The sequence below is a fragment of the Spirosoma jeollabukense genome (assembly GCF_054777855.1).
The window spans coordinates 379,484-404,722 of sequence record NZ_BAAHAD010000002.1; the positions used below are offsets into that span (position 1 = coordinate 379,484).

The following is a 25,239-nucleotide window of genomic DNA, read 5'->3' on the forward strand; positions in this document are numbered from 1 at the left end:
CCCGCCTAAAAAACAAGTGCCTATTCCTGAGATGTTATATGAAAAACCCCTAAATCCCCTAAAGGGGACTTTGCTCCCTCTCAGATAAAGTCCCCTTCAGGGGATTTAGGGGTTTTCAGGCTGAGTAAGAACTAATTTTCGAACAGTTTCTGAGGCTACCCAATCTTTATCATTACGCTTTCCAAATAATACCAACCAGCAGGCATAGCAAACCGGCGATGCCACAAATCTGCCGATAATGCAGATAGGTCAGCCATTGGTCGCGTACTACGTGCCAATTACCGGGATAAGCATCAAGCGGCCAGGTGCTTATCCGTTGATTCAGCGGGATATTTCCCTTTACGGCGATGGCCATGTCAATAATTACCAGCAAACAGGCCACTGCCGAAAGCATAAAGAGCGCCGAGCCGATTTGCTGACGTAGCAGTACCAGCATCACTATACTAATCACAACAGTTAAGGGGTAAATAACTTTTAAATAAGGCGCAATTTCAGCGTCTATCGCTTTGCGCTGTTCGATGAATGCCGTGGCTGATACGTTTTTTAGAGCCGCCGTACCCCCAATGAAATAAAAGAAAGCCTGTCCGGCAATAACGCAAAAGAGCAGTAGCTGAGTGAATTGAGTAGTTTTTAAGAGCATAGCGTAAAAAAGTTTCTGGTCTATCAAGAGCATAGTGACTTATGTAGGAAGATGAACTCACCTATGCGACATGACAAAACAAGAATGCTACGTTCCTAATGGCAACGTCTACGGTCTGAACAGTGGAAAATGCATGATCAAGCGTTATTATATGGCGTTCAAACGCATTGAAGCTTTTAATGAAAAACTACCTGGTCCTTAGGCTGAAATCAAGGATTTAAAAAATATTTCTCCAAGTCTGTTACTTTTTTAGTTTAACTACGTCTAAGGGCTCCTGCTGGCATTTGCTAAAACTGATTTTTTTAGTCTGGATGGCCCGTCCGGAGAATAATGCAGTTTCAACCCGAACCTGGCCGTTCAGGCTACGAAACCGAGTAGCAGCGCACTTCCATCAAGGCTGCCGGAGCCTTTTTGTGGTTTGTCTTTAAATGAATCGTCAGACTACTAGTTTCGACAGGTTGTTCGAAACGAATCGTACTGCGGCTCTGGTGGTTGTCCGTCTGATGAAAAATTCGTTCCTGCTGATCATTACAAAGGATAAATTCGTCTACGCAGAACGGCGAGACAGTTTCGGGGTGAATCATAATCACCGATTCGAGTGGATGGTCGAAGTCGCTATCGAAAGCTAACTCAACCCGACTGATACGTTGCTTGCTGGACCAGGTTAGCGTCAATGTCGGGTTGGGATCGGCCAGGTCAGTTACCCACGCATTGGGCTGATTAGTTGGACGTTGGACGCCGTTTCGAACATTGATGGGGTTGAACAATCGAATGCCCGGTGCGATACGTAGTGCCATGTTCTGACCCGCAGGCCTGCGTTCGGGACACCAGAACTCGAACGTATCGACGCCAATATCTTCGGTAGGTTCCTGCTTGCCGTAATTCGAGACGGCTGGATTGATCTTGTTGAACACCGACAAAATGCCCGTAACGCGCAACTGGCTGTATTGCAACTGGATATGCTCGTTTTTCAGGAACGTAATGAATACATATTGCGGCTCTTCGATATGGCTATCAAATGTCAGGTTGATCTCCTGCTTTCCTTTATGTATCGACAGCGTTTTCGTTTCCAGCGTTACGTCCGGGGTGTGGTTAAAGGGCTTGCTACTTTTTCTCAGTTCAACGGTGAGTGTGGTGTCCCGGTCGGCAGTTACGAAAGCCGTTAGTTTTGGCACTGATCCGGCAGGCAACGGAAGCATCTGAGCCGCCGAAGACGTTAGCGAAAGCAATGGGCCATCAGGCGGCAATTCTGTCAGGATAAATTCGCTGGATGCCGATAGGTGAGCAGTCTGAGCAATATCCTGCTCGTCATGCAACGTAATACCAGGAATATGCTGGCCCGTTTTTAATAGTTCCTGTTGTAATGTCTGCATACGGGCCGGTTCGGTTAAGTCGCGCGGCAGCAGGTGGTGCCGTGCGCTCAGCGCAGCGGCCATGCCCACCGCCTGCGCTACGTGGGCACCCGTTGCCATAACACGCGATGACCCGAACGCTACGTGTGAAGCACTGATGATCCGTCCTGCCAGGAACAAATTTGTTACGTTTCGACTATAAATACAACGGTACGGAATCTGGTAAATCCCTTTACTATGCCACTGGTTACAGCCCGGTTTCTCCGAAAAAATACCGTCGGCGGGGTGCAAATCGATGGACCAGCCACCGAAAGCTACCGCGTCGGAGTGCGTTCGCTGTTCTACTACATCCTGTTGCTTCAGCATATAGTCGCCTTCAAACCGGCGGCTTTCGCGTTTGCCGGGAATCTGCCCGACCCATTCCAGCGTCATCGTGTCAGCTTCGGGAAACTGACCGGAATTTTTGATGTAATTCCAGACGCCGTAGACCACTTTCCATAGTTCCCATTTAATAGCTTCAGTGTCATGAACCGTATCGAGCCGTCCGCCGTATTCAATCCACCAAAGCTGACAACCGTATTCCTGTGCGTTGAATCGTTTGTAGCGCGGAATTTTGGTGATGTCATCCAGCGCATAAGCGGGCTGCACAAACCGAACGGGCCGGCCGGTGTCTTTGGTGTAGAAATAAAGCGAATGTCCCAGCAATTCACCGTATTCCGCCGTGGGGGCAAACTTCTCATCAAACTCCTCCCGACTCTCGGCGCCCATCCGGAAGGCGGCACCAGCTTGAAATCCAACGATCCCATCGCCGGACGCGTCGCAGAAAAGGGGCGCAACGAGGTCGTACAGGGTACTGTTCTGGCTGCAAAAGGCGCGGATAGAACGAATATTGTTTGTTTTCCCGCTATCTACCCCCAACCCCCTGAAGGGGGCTTTTGACGCGGAAGGTTTAGCCCCCTTCAGGGGGTTGGGGGTATTGTCAACTTCTACTTCATAAACTGCTGTGTTGAGCAACAATGAAATGTTAGATTCCATCACCACTTTTTCCAGCAGAATCGTATCGAAAATCAGTGGATTCCCTTCTGGATTTCGGTATAAATTTTCGAGGAGAAGCTCGTCTATGACACCGCCTTCGCGCGCCCAGCGGTTGTTGTTACCCATGTGCGACGTAGCCCCCAGCACCCACAGCCGCACTTCAGACGATGAGTTGCCGCCCAGTACGGGGCGGTCCTGTACCAGTACCACGCGGGTACCCGCCCGGGCCGCTGTAATCGCGCAGCAAACGCCTGATAATCCTCCGCCAACAACAATAAGGTCGGCGTCGTAGCGAATGGTTTTCAGGGTTCGTTTGTCAGTTGCCTGTTCGCGTATCATTCGATAAATCAATGGTTTGTGTAAGAATTGAAAAGCCTGTCGGTTTGATGATTTCCACCATCAGTGTTTTGTCGAAACCACGGACAGGAATGGATAAGGTAACCTGTTGACCCGGCTGCAAGTCAGGAATAAGCAACGTTGAGTTATTTGCCTTTAACTTATAATTTCGGATGGCATAAGCCGGGAAATCATTACGGGCCGTTATTCGAAGGTTGAGCGTATGAACCCCTTCGCTGCCAGGTGCCCAGCTCATTTTCTCGACCGTAACGGGGGCCATGCCAGTCTGATGAGTTTTGTAGAGCGGTCGTTTCGAGCGGTCCCCACGCACCAGTCCCCAGGGGCGCGTGCCGTCGGGATTCGTGCCATCGTGCCGACTCAAATAATCATTGAATGACCACCACGATGCACCCACTACGTAAGGTAACTGCCGAATGTCGGTCAGGAATTTTTCGATGTGGCTTACCTGTCCCGCTTCGTTGTCTTTTCCGTCCGCCCGCGTACCATATTCACTGATGAAAATTGGCTTGTCAGGATAAAGTGAGTGAATGTGCTTCAGGACATTCGTGTGATTGCCATACGTATTGGTCGAGATAAAATCGCAGTACTGGCTGGCTTCGTCTTCCGGCTTTTTGGGTAACGTATTGAGTCGCATGGACGCAAAAGTATAGAGCCGGGTCGGATCGAGTTCACGGGCGTAGGCGATCATGTCTTTCGTCCAGCGCTGTCCGGCTGGTTGTTCGGATAAGTACTCATTCCCCACACTATAGGCAATCACGCAGGGATGGTTCCAGTCACGCTCGGCCATTTCGCGAAACTGCTGCCGGAACTTCGTCCGGATGGTGTCGTTATCCATTTCTCTCGGCGTCAGTTGCCAGTTTCCGGCTTCGCTGATGATGAGCATTCCGTTGCGATCGGCCCAATCGTAGACGGTTTCGGAAGGTGTGTAGTGAGTTAGACGATGGAGTTCCATACCTGCTTCTTTCATCAGACGCATGTCTTTCTCCACTACCCAATCCGGCTCCAGCGATCCCAAACCAGCATAATCGACGACCCGGTTGCCACCCGCCACTTTAATTGGCTGACCATTTAGCAACAGTTGGGCGTTACGGACCTCCACCTTCCGAATCCCGAAATGAGTACGTACTGTATCGGTGGCGGCCATCACCTGTACATCATACAAAATAGGTTGGTCGATGCTCCACAGTTTGACGTCACCGGCTTTCAATGATGTTTCGGCCTCTAAAATAACCGTCTGATTAGGGGCTATGTTGCTGGTCTGCTGTTTCCAGACAAGCGGTATGGGTTTGCCATTTTGCTCAACTTTAAACGTTAGTTTTGGCGTGCTGGCCTGGCCACTTACGTTACGAATGCGCGTTTTTATTTTTAACGTAGCGGTTCCTTTAGCCAAGTCGGGTATTGTTTCCGTCTTTACATTTTCGACGTAAACATCCGGCTCAACGGTCAGATAAACGGGACGTATCAGGCCGCCGTAGTTCACCCAGCCCGGAAATGGATCGTTGGGCTGATCGTTGTCCTTTGCGCCGGGTATGGTGCCAACCCGCCACGTATTGTTATTTACCGAAACGGCAATGGTGTTGCTGTTGGCTTTCAGATACTCCGTTACGTCAAAATGAAAGGGCGTGTAGCCGCCTTCGTGCGTACCGACTTTTCGGTTATTAATCCAGACCGTTGTTTCGTAATAGGCGGCATCGAAATGAAGGATTACGCGTTTGCCAGGCGTCGGCTGCCAGGGAAAAGTACGTCGGTACCAGGCGGTTCCGGTATAAAATTGATAGCGTGGATCAACTGAAAAGCAATGGGGTACCATTACTTTGTTCCAGCGGTTCAAGGGCGCATCGTCCCGGTACCATTTCCCTCGTTCACCAACGTCCATTGGGTCCATTGCAAACACCCACTCGCCATGAAGTGGAATCGCATTTGGGTCGCGAATGGTATACTGAGCGAAGGCCGTCAGTGTAAGCCAAAGAATCAGGAGAATGGGCAGAACGTTTCGTAGGTATGTCATGTATTGGGTTTAAAACGACTTATAAATCAGGTAAGCTTTATCTTATATTTGTAAAAAAGAATTACGCTATGGCAACCTCTCAGACCATACCCACGAAATTGAGCAATCTTCAAATGGAGTTACTGAAGTTGTATCCTTATACCGTTTCTGAAGAAGAGTTAAAGGAAATTCGACTTTTGCTGGCTGATTATTTTGCCCAGCGAATTGATAGCGAAATGGATCAGTTATGGCAAGAAAAAGGGTGGAATGAGCAGACCATCGAGAACTGGAAAAATGAGCATTTGCGTAGTCCCTCTGTTCGATGAGAGTTGTACTGGATATAAACGTTCTACTGATTTCTCTTCCTGTTACGTCAAAATACCGACCGATTTTTGATTCCTTGAAAGGGGGCAAGTTTGAGTTGATCCTGAGTAATGATATTTTATCGGAATACCATGAAAAATTAGCCGAGAAAGCCTCCCCATCGGTTGCGGATAATGTTGTAAAACTTCTCCTCTCGCTTGAAAACTGCACGTTGCAATCCATATATTTTGAGTGGGGATTAATGCACAACGACCCCGACGATAACAAATACGCCGATTGTGCATTGGTTGCAAATGCAGACCATTTGGTTTCTGAAGACCGCCATTTTTCTATCCTCCGTGACATAGAATTTCCCCGCTTATCAGTGATTCGAATTGATGAGTTTCTCGACTGGTGCCGGACCTGATAGTTGAACCCGTTTCGATGCCTGCCAGGGAATCAGTGCCGCTATTAGCACCACGCCAGAAATGACGGCTGTAATGGTAGCTCCCTGTGTCGTCAGAAAGCTTAAGCCGAACAACATTATAGCCGTAAATACCAACGACCCGGCAATGACCTGTAAGCCGAAACGATTCTGTTTTTTTACCGCATACGCTTCTTCCGGGGATTCGATCTGGGCGTCGTCTCGTTTCTGCTGACGGTTAATGAGGTATTGATAATACTCGGCTGCTGTTACGTCTTTTGATCGGGCATATAGTTCGTAGGCTAGTAGTAAGAGCAATGGTAAACCCACACCAACAATGGTTTCTTCGCCCCGTGTTAACTTAAAATCAAAAAGGATCGGGGATAGTACTTTGAAAAACAGGTTGACAGTCAGGCCGATGCCCGTCACCCAGAGCGTTGCCCGGCTGGTCAGACGTTTGGAAAACAACGCCCAGAGGGGAGGGGCCAGCAGCGGCCCGCCGGAAATGGACGAGATGCTCAACACTACGTTGACAATGCCGCCCGCTGCCGGAACCAGTAACGCAATTACAATCATGCCCAGACCAAATACCCAGGACGAGCCACGCGCCACACGCATCAGTTTCTTGTCCGAAGCCGCCGGATTGATCAACCCTTTGTAGATATCGTTCGTAAAAACCGCCGATACTACATTCAGCGCCGTGTTGGCACTGGCCGAGGTCGAGAAATACATACCCGTTAGCATCAGACCCAGCAGACCCGGCGGCAGAACAAGTTTGCAGATCATCAGGTAGGCGTTTTCCGTGTCCAGCCCGGTTAAGGATGGGTTGATGGCCTTGTAAATCATGGGCGGCATCATCCAGATGACAGGACTAATGAGGTACAGTCCTGCAAATAGAAACGCCACTTTTTTTGCCGACTTTGGGCTATCGACGCTGGTGTATCGCTGCACGAACGTCCAGTTGCCGCCGATGTAGCAAATGTGATAGATGACAAACGCGGCAATGAATCCGAAGGTGTATTCGCCATTCAGCAGGTTGAAAAAATCGTCCGGTACGTTGCTGGTGAAGCCATTCCAGCCGCCCACTTTGTCCAGCGACAGAGGCAGCAGAATAAACACCGCTGCCGACAATACTACGAACTGCAAAATATCAGTGACCATCACGGCCCATAGTCCACCCACGGCGGTGTAGGCAATCATGAACAGGCCCAGCCCGATGGTACAGGGAACCAGCGGCAAATTGAGCGATGAACTAACCAGTTTGGCAACCGGGTAAAGTACCGACCCTTTGATGAACAACGACACCAGCGTGAAAATGAATATATACACCTTCTGAACCGTTTCGCCCAGTCGCGCCCGGATAAACTCGGCGGCCGTAAGTGCGCCCGTTGCTTTCCAGCGCGGTGCCAGATAAAGCCCTGTTATCAACGCGCCAATGCACATGGTCCATTGAATGGTAATGGCCACCCAACCATGTTTATAGGCAATGGACCCCCAGGCGACGAACGTACCGGCGGAGAAAAAGCTCATGAACAACGACAGTCCACCAATGAACCATGGCACAGCCTCTCCACCGGCAAAGAAGGATTTCAGGTTTCGCCCTGTTCGGGCAAAGAGCATCCCGATGGCCAGCACGAAGGCCGAGAAAATGACAATGACGGCTGTATCAATGGTTGTATTCATAGTTAATTTCTACTTGTTCGGCGTAGTCTCTAACTACGTCGTGGTGCTATCCGGTCTCCGACCGGAATTCTTACCACCGGTCAGAGACCGGGTAGCGCTCGAACGTAGTCAGCGACTACGCTCAACCTTTACTGTAAATCAATTTCCAGCACTTGCTGTCCGAAACCCGGTAAATCGAGCGAAATAGCATCGGCAGCAATGACCTGATTTGTAGGAAGCCATTTAGTTTCTGCAATATGTTTGCCCAAAACGTCCGAATTCAGTTTGACGGTTGCCTGGGTTGCCTGCGCCCGGTTGTTTTGCAGAACGACATACAGCTTTTTCTGATCGGCAGAACGAGCCAGTACGTAGTCAATGACGGGGCTGCTGGGTTGGACCAAACCATCCTGAATGAGCAACGTAGCAGGTTGGCCGTACACCGTTCCGGCCTTAAATCCATATGTCTGGTGCGGCCCCACTTTAGGCGTCACAAAGCCGCGCGGGAAGGTCACTTTACCCGCCGAACGTAGTTCGGCTTCGGCCATAAGGTAGTCGGTTAGCCAGCCAATCTGCCACCAGGCATGGTGTGGATAGGGCCCGGCGCCCCGGTTCATGGCATTCCAGTAATAGGACGCCACGCTCGTTTTGGGCTCAACGAAAGCGTCTCGACCGATGGCCCCGGCGCGGGCCATATCAGCGAAAATAGGCTCTTTCGTGAGTTGATACATGCGGATAAACAAGCCCGCGTGGCTGCATAACTGGATAGGGCCTGCCCGATTAGCCGATCCAAAAATACCACCGTGTTCAAAGCTCAGTCCCGTCTGCGAAATCTCCCAATCTTCGCGGGCTGTTCCATTGACAGTCTTTGGGGTATGGTTGGCAATCGGGTGCGTATAGATCGACGTTGTGTAAATTTTGGCGGCTATGATGGCCGCGTTTTTGTAGCGAACATCGTTGGTCAGATCATACAGATCCAGCAAGGCCTGGGCTGACTGCCCCGTGGCGAAATCGGGTGCGTAGCGGGCATCTCCGCAAACCCCCAGAAAGCTGCCTGTTTCTATCGCATTCTTCAGAAACCAGTCTGCCCCTTTGCGGGCAGCGGCTAAGTACTTCGGATCGTTCAGCACTCGGTAGGCCACAATCAGGCCATAAAACGTAGGACGGACATCCTGAATGTCTTTGAAAACCTCCTGATCGGAGTGCCGGTCGTAGGCCACCGCCCAATGGCCATCTGGTTTTTGCCAGGTTAGCAAACGATCGGCACCCAGGCGAAGGCGCGCCTTTAGTTCGGTGTTGGTTGGTTCGAACAGAAGCATGTTTCCAATGTCGAGCATGGTGTAATACGTTAGCCCCATCGGTTCAACCACTTCGCCCCATTCCTCCACAAACTTGTGCGCTTTCGCCAAATAGTATTGCCCCTCCGGTGCCCCTTTGAAAAAATTGTCGGCGGTTTCCTGTTGCGCTAATTTGAAATTCTCCGCGTAGGGAAGCACATTTTTCGTCAGCAACGGATCATGCGTGGCATTGGCCAGCATCCACATCGCGCCATAATCGGAATTTTTCATGGCGTCTTTGTTGGAACCAACAACACCGCCCAGATACGACTGCGCCCCAATTTGCTTTCCCTCAAAATCTTCGATATTCCACAACGACGTTTTGGGATCGGTTAGGTAATGGTGCATTTTCTCGATACGGTTCGTCAGCGATTGTTTTGACTGACGTAAGCCCAGTGTTTGCTTAAACTGGTAAACGTCATACACCGCGTGATTGAGCGCCTTGAACCAGTCCCCGTCGGTCAGGCTATATCGGAACGTGTAGCTGATTGCATTTCCCGTTTTCATCGCTGATTTTGATTCTCCCAAAACCGGATAATAAAGCGTTGGCGAAAGCTGGGCTTTGCGGTTCATGTGCGACAGCCCGATGTTCCACTGCGTCTGGGTGCTTTTGTCGCTGGCCCAGGGATCACGTGACAGGCCCGGTTCGGGAATAACGGAAATTGTTACGCCATTTTTCGTGCTTATGATCGGGCATAACGTACTGGCACACCGCTCGCGATACACAACGGGCAGGTTCGGAATGCCGTGTCCATAGGCGTAGGCTAGCGCAAAGTTTTTCTGTAATTTATTGCCCTGGAAATAACCGGGTACGGTCGCCCACGCCAGGTTTTGCTCAGTTGTGCTGGCCAGCGTAGGCGAAGCCAGCGAAAAGTAGCCATCTTTCTTCGGCGTAATCGTCTGTTTGACAATAATATCCGACGGGAATTTAGGGTCCAGCGACCAGTCTGTTTGGATGGTCGCTACGTTGGTTTCCTGCTGAAACGTTACGTTCGTTTTGGCCGGTCGCGTGGCCTCTTTCGGGAAAAAGTAAATGGCCTGCCCGGCTTTATTCAACGAAACAGGATTGGTGCTTTCGGCCCACTGTTCCTGCTGGTAGTGGTATTTCGGTCCCGGAAACTCTTGCCCCGTAATATCTTTGAACGTAGTGTCGGCCTTCTCTGAGGGCTTTTCGGCAACATACAGTAAGGTATTTTCGCCGGATGGTGCAGCCATGTTCACCCACTGGTTCCCTTTTCGCACGGCCACCTGACTAATGGTCCAGCCTTTCGGCGTGTTTGTCCAGATGATCTTTAGGTGATCATTGGTCAGCGAAACGGGCTGTTGGGCCTGGGTTGTTAACCAACACAACGTCAGAAAAGCAATTTTACAGATATAACGCATTGACAGAGAATGGTTAAGGATGACAGTGGCCCCCAACCCCCTGAAGGGGGCTTTGACTATCTCTAAGACCAGCAAAAGCCCGGCAGCGGCCGACCGTCCTCTAGAGGGTTGGGGGTTCTATTTACTTCCAGTCGGGGTTTTGCTCCAGCTTCAGGTTCGCATTCAACTCATCCTGTGGAATGGGGAAATACTTGTTTTTCGCCTGCACAGGTCGGGTTGGGTATACACTATTCACCGCTTTCGGAATTACCGTCAGAAATTTACCCGTGCGAGTCAGGTCGTACCAGCGATCACCCTCGGCAAAAAACTCCCAGGCGCGTTCCTGAATGACTGCATCAATGAAAGCGTCCTTGCTAAGCCCAGTTTGTAAATCTGGCAGACCCGCGCGTTTCCGAATGGTGTTAATATAGCCGTAAGCCGTCGCTGATGCGCCGTTTAGCCGGGCTTCGGCCTCCGCAGCAATCAGGTACACATCCGCCATGCGCAGAATAGGAATATTGCAAATCATCCCCGTTGTTGTATTCGGGTCCTGATATTTCTTAATCAGTACGGCGTCGGTAGTGATGGGCGTAATGCTACGTTGCGGAATAATTTTACCCGTTCGATCCACGTAGTTTGTGTCGAGCAATTGGCGCCGTTTATCGACTGGGTTAAAGGATCTGAAAAACGACATGTAGGCGAACATCGACCCGAACGTTGTTCGGCCATAATCGGCCCCGGCGCTACCGGCAGGGCCGCAAAGTCCTGTCAACTGGTGCGACCGACCGGGTGAGATGGGGTCCACCTCGTAAGCCCACATATTCTCGATGCGGGCGGCATCTTCCTGATCGTACTTATAGACATTACGCACATCGGGCATGAGCGAATATTTGCCGGAAGCAATAACGGCTTGGGCTTTTTCAAGCGCCTTCGCCCAGTCTTCGTTATACAACGCGGCTTTGGCATATAGCGCATTGACGACTTCTTTCGAGGGACGCCCTTTATCAACGGCCGGATAGGAGGGTAAGCCAGCCGCAAAGGCCTGATCCAGATCACTGTAAATCTGCTTATACACGTCGGCCTTTGGGCTCTTGCCAACTACTGCATCCGCTTCTGAATAGCTAGGGGTTGTTTTAATAACGACATCGCCGAAATTTTTGGTCAGCGCCCACAGATAGAATGCCCGCAGGTAATACGCTTCCCCAATAATCTGCTTCTTTCGGGTTTCATCCATGTTGGCCGCAGGGACTTTGGCAATAAGCCAGTTGGTCTTCTCAATGCCATCGTAACCCGACGCCCAGATTTGCTGAGGTGATTCATTGGTCCTTGAATTACTCTTCTGAACGGTGTAATTGATGTCGTAGGAGAAGAGCGTCAACGTGTTACGACCAACAACCCCTCGTGGGTACGTTTGATCATCGCTGAAGTCAGGTACCATCGTCATCGCCGGGCCGCTGTACATATCGGCCAGCGGATCATAGGCTGCAATCAGCCCCTTCTCGGCATCGGAGGCCGTTTTGTAAAAAGCTTCGGTATAAATAGACGAATAAATCGTTTCGTCCAGTGTGCAGCTTGCCAGACAGAAAGCTACGAGTATAGGAATGAGTATCTTTTTCATGCGTTTAAGGAGTGTCTGAACCGGAGTTTAGCTGATTGATGGATTTACAGGATTTTGCTAATTGAAAGAGCGTTTCGAAGAAGCGAAAACAAAATCTAATAAATCCTTAAATCTGTGTAATCCCGGTTTAGAAAGTGATTTGTAAACCACCCAGATACGACCGGGCTTGTGGATACACGAGGTTGTCGATGCCAATAGCCGTATTTGAACCCGCATACGTATTGACTTCCGGATCAAATCCGCTGTAGTTGGTGATCGTGAAGAGGTTGTTGGCGCTCACATACACCCGAATGTTCTGGATGCCTTTGATGCGGGGAAGGCTGTAGCCCAGCGTTACGTTCTTGCAACGCAGGTAGGAACCATCTTCCACTACGTAGTTACTCACGGGCATACGGCCTCCCTGCGCCGGGGCAGGATATTCCGTGCTCGGATTCGTGGGCGTCCATCGGTTGACCACGCCTTTCAGCATGTTACGTTGCCCCAGGGGCAGGCTAAACGAAAGGCGGCTGGCGTTGTAAATATCATTGCCCTGTGAACCCGACAGAAACGCACTGAAGTCAAATCCTTTGTAGGAGAGATTTGTAGAGAATCCGTAAATAAAATTCGGATTCGGATTGCCCGTAATGATCTGATCGGCTGATGAGATTGTGCCGTCACCGTTAAGATCTTTTACTTTCTGGCCACCTAACGTACCACCGTAACCCGGTAAAATCGTTTCGCCCGTTTGGTTGATACCATCAAAAACATACGTCTTAAACAAACCCAGTGGACTGCCCACCTGCAAAATGGAATAGGCTGTTACGAATCGTTCCTGCGTTGTGCCGCCATCCAGATCCAGTAATTTGTTGCGGTTGAACGTAGCATTGGCCGACACACTCCATTTCAGAGGCCCCTCCAGAATCCGGGCATTGACGGCCAGTTCCAGCCCTTTGTTTTCGAGCGAGGCATAATTGCCGGTAATCGTGGCATAACCCGAACTCAACGGCAGGGTTTTTACGTAGAGCAAATCTCTGGTTGTTTTCTGGTAAACGTCCATAATCAGGCTAATCCGATTATTCAGGAAGGCTACATCCAGACCGATGTCGGTTTGGGCCGAACGTTCCCAACGCAGATCGGGGTTGGCAATACCCGACGGATTGATGCCAATCATGTAAGCGTGATTGATGTTATAATCACTGCCCGGATTGGGTGCCGAAACCGTTGCCAGCGACTGATAGGGGTCAATTCCGGCGGCATTTCCGGTGATACCGTAACTGGCCCGCAGTTTTAGATCGGAGAGCCAGCTAACCGATTTAACAAATGGTTCCTCAATAAGTCGCCAGCCCGCTGATACCGCCGGAAACAATCCATATTTGTGATTCGCTCCAAACCGGCTTGAGCCATCAATACGGGCTGTGAGGTCCAGAAAATATTTGTCTTTGAAGCCGTAGTTGATACGTCCGAGATATGAATCCAGTCGCTGCGTTGTGCGGTTACTGCTCACCGTGCGGTTGAGCGCTAATTGCAGCGCTTCATTCTGGGTCGCATCATTCGGAAAACCATTCACATTGATCTGGTTTTGGTTATAGTTCTCCACCTGAGTACCAAACACCGCCGTGGCTTTGAAGGAATGGTCTTTCGTGAACGTAGTATTATAGGTCAGAATACTTTCGTGCAGAAGCGCCATGCTGTTCGTGTTCGTTTTTGACCCTGTTCCCGAATTGTCATTCAAATCCGATTTGTTGACAATTGAGCGGGGAGAGTACGTATCGCGAAGGCTATTCTGCATATCGATGTTGAATGAAGCCCGGTATGTAAGCCCTTTCATGATCGAAAAGTCGCCATACAGGTTAGCCAGCGTCCGCCGGATAGCGGTCTGGTTCAGAATTGCTGTATAGTTCAGTGGGTTTATAACCTCCCGGTACTGGCCATTCGCCTGCTCTCCAAACGGGAAGATGCTGCCATCTTCGCGGTAGGGCTGTAGCGTAGGTGGCGCACCAACAGCCGCACCCAGAATGGTATTCGTGACAACGGCAGCATCGCCAATGGTTTGCGAACCCGTAGTGACCCCCGCATTAACAGCATAACTCCCCAGAATACTGGTTCCTATCTTGATCCGTTCGCTGATTCGATGGTCGACGTTCAGCCGGTAGGAATAACGTTTGAAGTTGGAGTTGATGATGATCCCGTCCTGATTGAAATAATTAGCCGAAAGCGCGAGTTGGGTTTTCTCCGTTCCGCCATTAATCGACAATTGATGGCTTTGAATGGGCGCCTGCCGGAAAATGATTTTCTGCCAGTCGGTTCCTTCGCCCAGCGACGATGGATTTGGGTAGTAATTATTTTTAAACGTCTCGTTTTCTACCTGCGCAAACTCGGCGGCATTCAGAAGCGGCAGCGTTTTGTTTACTTTCTGTACGCCATAATAGCTATCAATGGTTACACGAGTGGCGCCGGTTTTACCCCGTTTGGTCGTAATCAATACAACGCCGTTGGCCGCCCGGGAGCCGTAAATCGCCGACGCTGACGCGTCTTTCAGGATTTCGACTGATTCGATGTCATTCGGGTTGATGGTCGAAAGTGGGCTGACATTATTGATCTCATTGCTGTTGTTGGTGCCGTTGGAAATCTGAATTCCATCGACGATGTAGAGCGGTTCGGAGTTACCGTTGATCGAGTTGGTACCCCGGATTCTCACGCTGATATTGCCGCCCGGCGCCCCTGTATTCTGGCTCACCTGAACGCCCGAAACCCGCGCCTGTAAGCCCTGTGCTACGTTAGAAACGGGCGTTTGCACCAGATCGGCCGATTTAACGGACGCGATAGAACCGGTCGTCTCGATTTTGCGCTGGGTGCCATAGCCGACAACAACGACTTCATTCAGCGATCGGTCATCGGATTGTAAGGCAATGTCGATCGTGCTGCGATTCGCTACGGCCACATCCTGTGGTACGTATCCGATATACGAAAACGTCAACGTGGCATTCGTTGCGGGTACGGTTACGGTATATTGCCCGTTTGCGTTTGTGGTAGTTCCCTGCTGGGAGCCCTTCACAACAACGTTGACTCCCGGCAGGCCATCGTTTGTAACGGCGTCGGTGACTCGCCCCGTGATGGTGGCCGTGCGCGGAGCCTGCGTCTGACCCACCAGTGTAGTCAGCAAAAGACCGACTAGGCCGACCACGGTTTGTAGTGATAAAAATGATCGCATAAGCAAAGCAGCCTAAGCTACTCTTTTGGTTTTAGGAATGAGTGAAATTGAAAAAGTACAAAATAGTTACTGGTGAAAATTTAGAGAGAGCGTATTCGCTAGAATTTAGTTTTTTTTGATGAACACCTCATCTAAAGGACTTTTCCGTTGTTTTTCGCTCTGTATGTTGATATTACTATTGAATAGTGATTCTGCAAAGATTTAATTGACTTTTTTTATTGGGAACATTCCCAAAATTTTGGGAATGTTCCCAATAATTCCATCAGACTTACTGATGAACTGGGGTAAGCAACGTAGTGGCTACGGTGATAAAATTGGATAAATTATATTTAGTCGAAAAGAATGGCGACGCATCAGACAACCATAATTGATATTGCCCACGCGTTGGGAATTTCCAAATCGACTGTGTCACGAGCCTTGACGGGCCATCCGAACGTGAATGAAAAAACACGCCAGCGAATCCTCGACATGGCCGCTCAGGTCGACTATCAACGAAACCAACTGGCGATTTCCCTACTGACGAATCGTACGGGGACGGTTGGGATTATGGTGCCGGAGTTTATCAGCTTTTTCTTCCCTAAAGTCATCATTGGGGCGCAGGAAGAAATGGCCAGATCGGGGTACAACGTAGTGATTTGCCACTCGAATGAGTCCTACGAAACCGAAGTGGCGAATGCGAAAGCCCTGCTCGCCAGCCGCGTGGATGGGCTCATTGTGTCGCACACGAAGGAAACCCGCAACTTCGATCACTTCAAGGTATTCCAGCGCAAAGGCATTCCGGTCGTGTTTTTCAACCGGGTGTGCGAAGACATGAATGTATCGAACGTAACGGTGGACGATTACAACGGAGCGTTTCAGGCAGTCGAGCACCTTATCCAGACAGGTCGACGGCGGATTGCGCACCTAGCCGGACCAGATACGCTCATGAATAGTCGCAATCGGCTCAGTGGGTATCGGGATGCGCTAACGCAATATAATATACCTCTTGATCCTGAGCTGGTTATCGCCTATGATCTGAATCTGGATAAGGCAAATATCTACGTAAATCATCTGCTTAATTTGCCCAATCCACCCGACGCGCTTTTCGCCATGAATGACCCCACTGCCCTCGAAGCCCTGAACGTAGCCAAACGCCGGGGCCTTTCCGTTCCTGACGATCTGGCAATCGTTGGGTTTAGTGATGACCCCATATCGTCGCTGATTGAACCGGGTCTCACATCGGTCTCGCAACCCGTCAGCGAACTGGGTCAGCAGGCGGCTCAACTGTTAATCAGGCAATTGGAAGCCAGGGAAGACGAGTTCCAGCCTGAACGGATTGTGTTGCCAACGAGCCTGATTGTGCGCGGCTCGACGGTGAGGAGTGAACTGCAACCGGTTTAAAACTCACCCTCACCACCTTCCTTCGGCTTCTTTTTCGCCTGCCGTAACCGGTAGCTGAACGTTAAATTAATCTGACGAAGCCGGAATTGCGAACTGTTTTCAGCGTAGAAGTTAGGCCCTTCGGTAATTGACCGGAAGCGACGCGAATTGAACACGTCAAGCACATTGAGTGTCAACGTACCATTATTATTAAGTACATCTTTGCTAACCGAAAGATCTAACGTAGCAAGTGCTTTCCGACGCCCCTGTGGCGTTTGCTGGGGCGCTTCGTAGTTGCCACGTAATTGAATATCCGTTGATTGCCAGATCGTAAATCGGGAAATAAGCCGTGTAAACCAACTATACGTATCACTCTGGTAATTCACGTCCAGATTACTACCATTGGTGACTGCCCGAAAAAAGTTGAAACTACCGTCGAGTTTCCACCATTTATACGGGGAAAAGGACCCCGCAAATTCGGCGCCGTATGAATTTTCGCTCTGAAGGTTTTCGGGCCGGGTGGTGGAATAACCCTGATCATTCACCCGACGTACCGACAGAATTTTGTCGGTGGTATGTCGATAATAGACCGATGAACTGATCGAGCCTTTTCCAAAGTATTTGATGTGCCCAAGTTCAAAAGCGTTCGTAAATTCAGGATTCAGGTTGGGGTTGCCGCTCCAGAAATTACGGTTGTCGCTATAGGTACTGAACGGACTCAGATCGTTGTACTGCGGCCGCCGTATCCGGCGACTGAAACTAAGTTGCAGCGCATGCTGACGTGGCAGATCGTACGTGAAATGTACGCTCGGAAACAGGTTGGCGTAGTGGCGCGGATTAACGTCGTTCGTTTGCCGTAACGTAGTGGTTACGTCGGTTATTTCGCCCCGCAACCCCGCCTGGTAGGAGAATTTACGGGCTTTATTACCAATAATGCCGTAAGCCGCGTTGATATGTTCCTCATAGATAAAGTAGTTGGTCAGGCCGGGTAGGGGAGACCAGGCGCCATCTCCGGCCTGTTGCGTCACCGAATAATCATTGGTCATATCCCGCGAACTACTCCGTAAACCGGCTTCTACTTTGCCATTTTTGCTGAACGGCTGAATGTAGTCGACCTGAACCAGAAACTGCTTTTCGGTCTCGTCATTGACGGACCGTTGCAAAACGGACGGGATCATCTGCGTCTTGCCATCGGGCTGAAACGTCTGCTGGGCGAAATATTGATCCGAGCTTTCCCAGTTATCCAGATAGCGAATGTCGGCGGTAAGTTCATGACCTTCCCGCGCAAATGTTCGTTTGTAGGTCAGGGTATATTCCGAATTGGGCTCAGTTTCTGTTTCGTCCTGCGTGCGGCTGGTAATGCTACGTAGGTTATTGAGGTTAAATTGGTAATCCCGGTAATTGATGTCGGCAAAGCGTTTTCCTTTACTCAGTCGATACGTATAAGCGGCTGTCAGTACGTTCTTTGCATTGAAAAAATAGTCAAGACCGGCGCGGGCATTGTTATTCTGTCCTTTAAGCTTAGACGTCGAATTTTGCTGCGTAACGAAAGTCGTGTCGTTGCGGTATAATTCCTGATAAAGCGAACTGCGGCCCGGCGTATTCCGGTAGGAAGCGGTGTAATTGACAAAGAAATTGAGGTTCTTCCGTCGGTAATTGATGTTGGCAGCCAGTCCGAAATTGGCCGGGTAACCCGTAATCAGGTCGAACGAGCCATTGATGCCTTCCTTGTGTTCTTTCTTTAAAACGATGTTGATGATGCCGCCCATGCCCTCGGCTTCGTAGCGTGCCGATGGATTCGTAATCACCTCGACCCGTTCGATACTGCTGCCCTGTAACTGCTGCAAGCCGCTGCCGCCTTTAAAACTCACTAACCCCGATGGTTTTCCGTCGATCAGAATGCGGACGCTGTTGCTTCCCCGGAGGCTAACATTGCCTTCGGCATCGACCGCAACGGAGGGCACGTTGCTCAGAATATCGGAGGCTGTGCCGCCAGCATTGGCCAAATCTTTTCCAACGTTAAATATCTTTTTGTCCAATGCCAGTTCCATCTGGCTCCGTTCGCCTTTCACGACAACTTCTTCCAGCCTTTTAGTGCTGGATTTGATGGTAAGGTTTCCCAGATCAAGGTCTTTATCCACGATAGTAATGATTGGTAGGCTTCGATCCTGATACGATACTACACTGATTTTTATAGCGAATTGACCCGACTTACTACGTATCTCGAACTGACCTGCTTCGTTAGAGATGGCACCTGTTACCGGGGTCGATTTGGCGTTTTGATAAAGGGCAATCGTTCCAAAAGGAACAGGCTTGTTCTGATCATCGACCAGGGTGCCCCGAATCGAGAACTGGCGTTCTGTTTGTCCCTGCGCTAGTGTTAAAAAGGTAAAAAGGCTTAGCAGTAGTAAATAGAATTTCATGCGATAGGTGAAAACTTGATGTTGAGTATGGTGCCGACGGACTATTCTGATGCCTCGTTACGTAGCGTAAACTGATTGTTGCGTCAAGGAATAGGGTTGTCTGCACGTGAGTGGATGATCGAAAGAGGGGAACCGTATTTAGAAGGTAAAGTCAGGGTAAATCTCCTAGTTGCAGATCATATTTTTTAGAAGAAAAGCAGATTTGCTAACACGGGTAGCGGCCGTTTTCTTCGTAATTTGCCGGTATTCGACAAATACGTTCCTGATGATTTCTTTCGATTCCATTCAAGAGGCCCACGACCGCATCCGGCCTTACATCCACCGAACCGCCGTTCTGACCAATCAAACGATCAACGAACGTGCAGGCGCCGAGATCTATTTTAAGTGTGAAAACTTTCAGAAAATAGGGGCTTTCAAAGCGCGGGGTGGGCTGAACGCCGTGCTGCAGGTTGTTCAACATCAGGAAGGGACGGCAATTACAACCCATTCGTCGGGTAATCATGCCCAGGCTGTCGCGTTTGCCGCCCGACAGGTGGGCCTGCCCGCTTACATTGTGATGCCGCGCACAGCTCCTAAAGTGAAAAAAGACGCCGTGCTTGGTTATGGTGCTGAAGTAATTGAATGCGAACCAACGCTCGAGGCCCGAGAAGCGGGCGTACGTGAAGTGATCAAACGAACGGGCGCCGTGCTGGTTCACCCATTTGATGATGATCGCGTGATTGCCGGGCAGGCTACGGCCGCCAAAGAACTGATCGAAGACGCTGAAGGTCGTCCATTTGACGTACTACTGGCGCCGGTCGGTGGGGGAGGACTGCTGAGTGGCACGGCCTTAACCACCCATTACTTATCGCCAACGACCCAGGTTATTGCGGGTGAGCCCGAGGGCGCGGCCGATGCGATATTATCTTTTCATAGCGGCCAGGTCGAAAAAGCGCCTTATATCAACACAATTGCCGACGGGCTCATGACGACCCTTAGCGAACGGACGCTGGCTCTTATCCAGGCACACGTAGCGGATATTTTAACCGTTTCGGATGCCGAGATAAGTGCGGCCATGAAGCTGGTTTGGGAACGAATGAAAATCATTATCGAGCCGTCGTCTGCCGTGCCATTGGCTGCCGTGCTGAAGCACAAAGAGCAATTTGCGGGACAAAAGATCGGTATTATCATCACCGGCGGCAACGTCGATCTGGGAAAGCTGCCGTTCTGATTTTTGGAAATGGCTAGTGTGTGGCGACTGAAGCCGGAGCACGTATTTCGTTCGTCGAAAACTAGGGGCTGTCAGTCTGGCCACCTAATAGATTTTAACGACTAATGAGGTTCGTAGTGTTCAAAAGTGGTAATTTGACCGCCTAATAGTACCTACATATAACCTTCTAAACATGATTGTATCCCCGTCCGCGGCCCTTTCCATTCAATCGATTACGGCTGAACAAACCTATGCCCTGCGCCACGCCGTACTTTGGCCTGATAAGCCGTTTGACTATGTAAAAGTCGACAATGATGCCGATGGACGCCACTGCGGAGCGTTTCATAATGGAGAATTAGTCTCGGTTATTTCCCTGTTTGTGAACGGCAAAGAGGCTCGCTTTCGCAAATTTGCTACCCGTCCCGACTACCAGCGTCAAGGAATTGGCACTCTGATGCTGACGCATGTTATGGCCCAGGCCCGGCGGTTTGGCGCGACTACAATCTGGTGCGATGCCCGGCTTGATGCGGCCGATTTTTACCGGCGGTTCGGGATGAAAGCTGTTAGCGATGTATTTTATAAAGGACCTGTCCCGTATGCTAAATTTTCGCGAAGTTTGCTGTAAACGAAACCTTTAACCAGACAAAATCATGAAAATAGTACTGACACTTTTGTTAGCGAGTAGTCTGCTGGTTATTACTAACGTAGCGAATGCCCAAACGGCGTCAGGCGACACGACGAACCTGAAAGCTTACCTTGGTTCGTACACCTTATCCAGCGGCAGCCCTATTCAAAAATACACGATTACGGCCGAAAAAGGCGATTTATTCGGGGAAGCCGATAGCTATGGTAAGAACAAACTGGTTAAACAGGCCAAAGCCGATACGTATCAGTCTACCAGTTCTTATAGCTCCATGATCACCTTCGTGCGGGATGCTACAACAAAAGCCGTTACAGGCCTGACCTTGTCGGCGCAGGGAACAGAATTAACTGCTAAAAAAGACAATCCTTAACCAAATAGCTGTACGATGAGTTGAGTATTAATGTGGTTTTGCGAGTATATAGGTTGTGTCTGGAAAGCATAACCTTGACGCAAATGCGCTTTAAACAAGTATACTCAACGATGAAAACAACGAACTTTATGCTGGCGGCTGCTACGCTGTCAATGACACTGGCGTCCTGTGGCCAGAAAAAAGACACTAATCAAAAAGCGGAGGCAGTCACTACTGCCGATACGACGATCGTGCTCCCTGCCCCTTATGCGACCAAATCGACGATCAATTACAGCAACGTAATTGGCTGGCCGGATGGTAAAACGCCCCAGGCCCCGGCAGGATTTACCGTCACGGAATTTGCCCGCGATCTGGATAGCCCCCGCTGGATATACGTAGCACCTAACGGCGACATCTTTGTGGCCGAGGCAAATACAGAGCGAAAAGGGGCTAAAAATGCTGTGATCAATGCTGCTACCGGACGTAACAAATCGGAGCGGACGGCTGCCAGTGCTAATCGAATTACGCTACTTCGTGACACCGACAAGGACGGAAAGCCCGATCTGCGCGAACCCTTTTTGACGGGACTGAATCAGCCTTTTGGTATGTTGGTTTTAGGTAATTATTTCTACGCAGCCAACACCGATGGATTGATGCGTTACGACTACAAACCTGGTCAGACGAAAATAACGGCTCCCGGCAAGAAAATCCTGAACTTACCCGCCGGTGGTTATAATAACCACTGGACCCGCAACCTACTGGCCAGCGCTGACGGCAAAAAGATATACGTATCGGTAGGATCTGGTAGTAATGTGGGCGAACATGGTCCTGAAAACGAAGTTCGACGGGCAAATATTCTGGAGATTAACCCCGATGGGAGTGGTGAACGTATTTACGCCAGCGGCTTGCGTAACCCCGTGGGAATGGGCTGGCAACCAACCACAAAGACACTCTACGCTGCGGTAAACGAACGCGATGAACTGGGCGATGAGCTGGTGCCGGATTACCTGACGAGTGTGAAAGAAGGCGCTTTTTACGGCTGGCCGTATTCCTATTACGGCCAGAACGAAGACCCGCGCCGGAAAGGTGAACGTCCGGATTTAGTGAAAAAGGCCGTAGTGCCCGACGTGCCGCTGGGCGCACATACTGCCTCGCTGGGACTGGCTTTTTATGATAAGACGGCCTTCCCGGAAAAATACCGAAATGGCGCTTTTATCGGGCAACATGGTTCCTGGAATCGCTCTCAGTTGTCGGGCTACAAGGTCATGTTTGTACCATTTAAGGATGGGAAACCCGGTGAGCCAGAAGATTTTCTGACGGGTTTCCTAGCCGGTAAAGACAAAGACGCGTATGGCCGGCCTGTGGGTGTGGCGGTGTTGCCTGATGGCTCAATGCTCGTTGCGGATGACGTCTCCGGTCGTATCTGGCGGGTGACAGCCAATAAATAAGGGGTAAGTAAAAAGTCGTAAAAGTCATAAGTCAGAAAGGCGTAAGTCGCTGACACGAGAGCAAAATGCTTGCGTCAGCGACTTACGCCTTTCTGACTTATGACTTATCTAAAACTGGAACAATACCCGTGCCCGAAGGCCGAGCGTTGTGCTATTCTGCCAGTTAGGGTCGCTCTCAGACTGCATCGGCAGCGTTAGCAGTGGGCTTGTCTGCACAACCCAATGGCGACGTTGCCATTCAAGACCGACGCCCAGGGCGAAGGTATTAATCAAAGGAGCTGATCGGTTATTATCGCTGAGCTGAAACTGATCGTATGCATGTATCGGTAGATACACGGGACAGTAAAAGGTTATATTTTCTGCGCTTTTTAGATTCAGCGATGTACCAATTGTTGGTAGTAACGATAGCGTTTGCGTAACCGGAATTCGGTAGCCGAGCGAAAGTGGAATCTGTACGCGAGTCGTTTTTGTATCGATGTTTAGAATATTGCGTTTGGGATCAATCATGCGCCCAAGCCCATATTCCTTCCGGAAGTCACGACGTGTTTTGACATCAAAATCGAAATCGTCTATAAACGTACCGCTGTATGTCGCCTGACTAAGCCCCACACCAACCGTCAAATGCTTGCCAATCAGCGTTTCGGTGAATACACCCGCACTCCACAAGCTCGAGGCTATTTCGCCACCGATACCTGCCCGGAAGTGGATAGCTACCTGATTAATAGGTTGACTTTCCGGGGCGCTTACTTTTGTTTTTTCGGCAACCTGTACCGGCGCAGGCGTAACTGGCACTGTTCGTGCTGGTTGCATACGCTTGGCCCGTTGCGCCATCAGTGCATTCCAATTAAGGCTGTTAGTCGACAGTGGGCGACTAGTAGCTAACTCATAGTTAGCGGATACCGCACCTGTTTCGACAGAAGATGCTGGCTGGACAGGTGTATCCTGGGCGCCTTCGTGGTTCGTCGTACCAACAGCATTTATTGGATTTGATGCCGTAGATTTCGTCGCCCGATTTTTCCCGGTTATACGATCCGAAACCTGGTTTGCTCCACTGGATCGCTCTGTATCCTGATTTTTCTCATTCAGCCGTTCAACTGTCTGACTCTTGTCGTTCAACTGTTCTGTAGCCTGGTTTTCTCCTTTCTTACCAGATGCGTTTCGGGCAGTTATCATCCGGTTATTTTCGGGCTGATTCGCAGGCGCATCTTTGGTTTCTAATGGATTGTTATTGAGAACTTTATCAGAAGTAGACGTAATATCATAGGGGGCAGTTTGTGCAGTAGATGATTGGTTGGTTGATTGACGTACTCCGTCCGTTAAAGCGGGTTTCTGACTAGTTTCTGCATAGTGTTCCTGCGTTGGCGATGCTATGCGTTGCTTCAGGGGAGCTTCGTCAGGCACTGCCGGTTTAGAACGGGATGGCGAAGGCACGGCGACGTATCGATTTATGTAAACCGTATCAGGACGAACCGACTGTCGATCAATCTGTCTGGATGGCGTCGAAGATGCGTCAGCATCCTTTGGACGAAGGCCACTGGCATTTGTCAAATCCGGTCGCGCATCACCCGGCAATTTCTGTTCAGCTGGCTTTTGGGTAGACTGAACCTGTTGTTTATTGAGTTGGCCTACGGTTTGGCGTAACTCATTAATCTCGCGACGTTGCCAGATGCCAAGCGTTACCAGCGCAACTGTACTGACGGTGGCTGCGGCCATCATCCAGGGATGAGTTGACCAGATACTACCCGTAACTGGCTGGCCTGTGCCTGACGAGCCCGGTTGTGGCATAGTTGCCTGCTGGAGCGTAGACTGCATCTTGGCCCAGTCTTTCTCGGAAAATTCCGGCCGAATACTTTCCAGTTTTCGCCGGATAATATCGGAAAAGCGGTCAGTTTTCATGGTAGGGAATGGAAGTTGTAGGGCCTGAGTTCGTGTGGAACGGGTACGCCTGTTTAATAAGCACCTGTAATTTTTGCCGGGCACGGGCGAAGTTTGATCGTACGGTAGCCTCGTTATGGCTTAATATCCCGGCAATTTCATGGAGACTATAGCCATCCACTACGTGCATCATAAACACCGTTCGATAGGTTGGGGTTAACTGTTGTACTAAGGCCAGGATTTCCTCAGCAGCAATGTGATCGACGATGTCTTCGTCGAAGGCAACCTGTTCACCCGTTTCCAGGGATGACGTGCGTTGCTCTAACTTCTGATTTTTGCGGTAATGACTGATGGCCGTATTAACCAGAATAGTACGTAGCCAGGCCTTGAAAGGCAGATTTTCATCGTAGCTATCCAAGTGCTGGAAGGCCTTCAGAAATCCCTCATTCAGGACGTCCTCGGCTTCTTCAACGTTCGATGTGTAGCGCAGACAGATGCTTTTGGCATAACCAAAAAACTGCTTGAACAACGTTCGTTGCGCACGCGGATCGTTTGTACGGCAAGCCCTGATGACGCTGAGGAGGTCATTTTCGGCGAACGGAGACGATTTTCGGAAAAACAAAGGTCGAGCAGATTTACGTAAACATCCCTGAGTAAAACAAGACTACGCCATTCTGTTCTATAACGTT

The 25,239-nt window shown here is 50.1% G+C and carries 17 protein-coding genes; 7 read left to right on the forward strand and 10 right to left on the reverse strand.

Annotation, left to right across the window (positions count from 1 at the left end; genetic code table 11):
- Positions 1–172: 172 nt before the first annotated feature.
- The 3 genes from ACYVEA_RS09965 to ACYVEA_RS09975 form a co-directional block, all read right to left on the reverse strand.
- Positions 173–640: a hypothetical protein gene (locus ACYVEA_RS09965; protein ID WP_461113281.1), complete on the reverse strand. Its 468-nt coding sequence runs from the start codon at positions 638–640 to the stop codon at positions 173–175.
- Between the two features lie 362 nt (positions 641–1,002).
- Positions 1,003–3,366 carry an FAD-dependent oxidoreductase gene (locus ACYVEA_RS09970; protein ID WP_461113282.1) on the reverse strand — a complete coding sequence of 788 codons (2,364 nt, stop codon included), beginning with the start codon at positions 3,364–3,366 and terminating at the stop codon, positions 1,003–1,005.
- The gene (locus tag ACYVEA_RS09975) at positions 3,344–5,392 is read right to left on the reverse strand and encodes a glycoside hydrolase family 2 protein (protein WP_461113283.1); all 2,049 of its coding nucleotides are present in this window, start codon (positions 5,390–5,392) and stop codon (positions 3,344–3,346) included. Before ACYVEA_RS09975 ends, ACYVEA_RS09970 begins: the two co-directional genes overlap by 23 nt.
- Positions 5,393–5,460: 68 nt before the next feature.
- Here ACYVEA_RS09975 and ACYVEA_RS09980 point away from each other — a divergent pair, with 68 nt between their 5' ends.
- Together ACYVEA_RS09980 and ACYVEA_RS09985 are read left to right on the forward strand one after the other, a co-directional pair.
- Complete coding sequence (locus ACYVEA_RS09980) at positions 5,461–5,697, forward strand: hypothetical protein (RefSeq protein WP_461113284.1); 237 nt, start codon at positions 5,461–5,463, stop codon at positions 5,695–5,697.
- Positions 5,694–6,101, forward strand: a complete 408-nt coding sequence (locus ACYVEA_RS09985) for a putative toxin-antitoxin system toxin component, PIN family (RefSeq protein ID WP_461113285.1) — start codon at positions 5,694–5,696, stop codon at positions 6,099–6,101. Before ACYVEA_RS09980 ends, ACYVEA_RS09985 begins: the two co-directional genes overlap by 4 nt.
- On the opposite strand, the gene ACYVEA_RS09990 is transcribed toward ACYVEA_RS09985, so the two are convergent.
- The 4 genes from ACYVEA_RS09990 to ACYVEA_RS10005 form a co-directional block, all read right to left on the reverse strand.
- Positions 6,057–7,781, reverse strand: a complete 1,725-nt coding sequence (locus tag ACYVEA_RS09990) for a sodium:solute symporter family protein (protein ID WP_461113286.1) — start codon at positions 7,779–7,781, stop codon at positions 6,057–6,059. The two genes, ACYVEA_RS09985 and ACYVEA_RS09990, sit on opposite strands and share 45 nt — an antisense overlap.
- Positions 7,782–7,909: 128 nt before the next feature.
- Positions 7,910–10,477: a glycerophosphoryl diester phosphodiesterase gene (locus ACYVEA_RS09995; RefSeq protein WP_461113287.1), complete on the reverse strand. Its 2,568-nt coding sequence runs from the start codon at positions 10,475–10,477 to the stop codon at positions 7,910–7,912.
- A gap of 121 nt (positions 10,478–10,598) precedes the next feature.
- Positions 10,599–12,074: a RagB/SusD family nutrient uptake outer membrane protein gene (locus ACYVEA_RS10000; protein WP_461113288.1), complete on the reverse strand. Its 1,476-nt coding sequence runs from the start codon at positions 12,072–12,074 to the stop codon at positions 10,599–10,601.
- 127 nt (positions 12,075–12,201) lie between these two features.
- Positions 12,202–15,264 (reverse strand): SusC/RagA family TonB-linked outer membrane protein, encoded by a 3,063-nt coding sequence (locus tag ACYVEA_RS10005; RefSeq protein ID WP_461113289.1) that lies wholly within the window; start codon positions 15,262–15,264, stop codon positions 12,202–12,204.
- Positions 15,265–15,606: 342 nt separating this feature from the next.
- On the opposite strand from ACYVEA_RS10005, the gene ACYVEA_RS10010 reads away from it, so the two are divergent.
- Positions 15,607–16,644: a LacI family DNA-binding transcriptional regulator gene (locus tag ACYVEA_RS10010; protein ID WP_461113290.1), complete on the forward strand. Its 1,038-nt coding sequence runs from the start codon at positions 15,607–15,609 to the stop codon at positions 16,642–16,644.
- Here ACYVEA_RS10010 and ACYVEA_RS10015 read toward each other — a convergent pair.
- On the reverse strand, positions 16,641–19,046 hold the full coding sequence (locus ACYVEA_RS10015; RefSeq protein ID WP_461113291.1) for a TonB-dependent receptor: 2,406 nt from the start codon (positions 19,044–19,046) through the stop codon (positions 16,641–16,643). The two genes, ACYVEA_RS10010 and ACYVEA_RS10015, sit on opposite strands and share 4 nt — an antisense overlap.
- A 265-nt stretch (positions 19,047–19,311) precedes the next feature.
- Here ACYVEA_RS10015 and ACYVEA_RS10020 point away from each other — a divergent pair, with 265 nt between their 5' ends.
- From ACYVEA_RS10020 to ACYVEA_RS10035, 4 genes are all read left to right on the forward strand, one after another.
- Positions 19,312–20,256 (forward strand): threonine ammonia-lyase, encoded by a 945-nt coding sequence (locus ACYVEA_RS10020; RefSeq protein WP_461113292.1) that lies wholly within the window; start codon positions 19,312–19,314, stop codon positions 20,254–20,256.
- Positions 20,257–20,428: 172 nt separating this feature from the next.
- The gene (locus ACYVEA_RS10025) at positions 20,429–20,860 is read left to right on the forward strand and encodes a GNAT family N-acetyltransferase (RefSeq protein ID WP_461113293.1); all 432 of its coding nucleotides are present in this window, start codon (positions 20,429–20,431) and stop codon (positions 20,858–20,860) included.
- A gap of 25 nt (positions 20,861–20,885) precedes the next feature.
- Positions 20,886–21,248: a DUF3471 domain-containing protein gene (locus ACYVEA_RS10030; protein ID WP_461113294.1), complete on the forward strand. Its 363-nt coding sequence runs from the start codon at positions 20,886–20,888 to the stop codon at positions 21,246–21,248.
- Positions 21,249–21,358: 110 nt separating this feature from the next.
- The gene (locus ACYVEA_RS10035) at positions 21,359–22,675 is read left to right on the forward strand and encodes a PQQ-dependent sugar dehydrogenase (protein ID WP_461113295.1); all 1,317 of its coding nucleotides are present in this window, start codon (positions 21,359–21,361) and stop codon (positions 22,673–22,675) included.
- A gap of 108 nt (positions 22,676–22,783) precedes the next feature.
- On the opposite strand, the gene ACYVEA_RS10040 is transcribed toward ACYVEA_RS10035, so the two are convergent.
- A complete protein-coding gene (locus ACYVEA_RS10040) occupies positions 22,784–24,571 on the reverse strand; it encodes a hypothetical protein (protein ID WP_461113296.1) in 1,788 nt (595 codons plus the stop codon).
- Entirely contained in the window at positions 24,561–25,172 is a 612-nt protein-coding gene (locus ACYVEA_RS10045; RefSeq protein ID WP_461113297.1) for an RNA polymerase sigma factor, read from the reverse strand. The genes ACYVEA_RS10040 and ACYVEA_RS10045 overlap by 11 nt, the downstream gene beginning before the upstream one ends.
- Positions 25,173–25,239 lie beyond the last annotated feature (67 nt).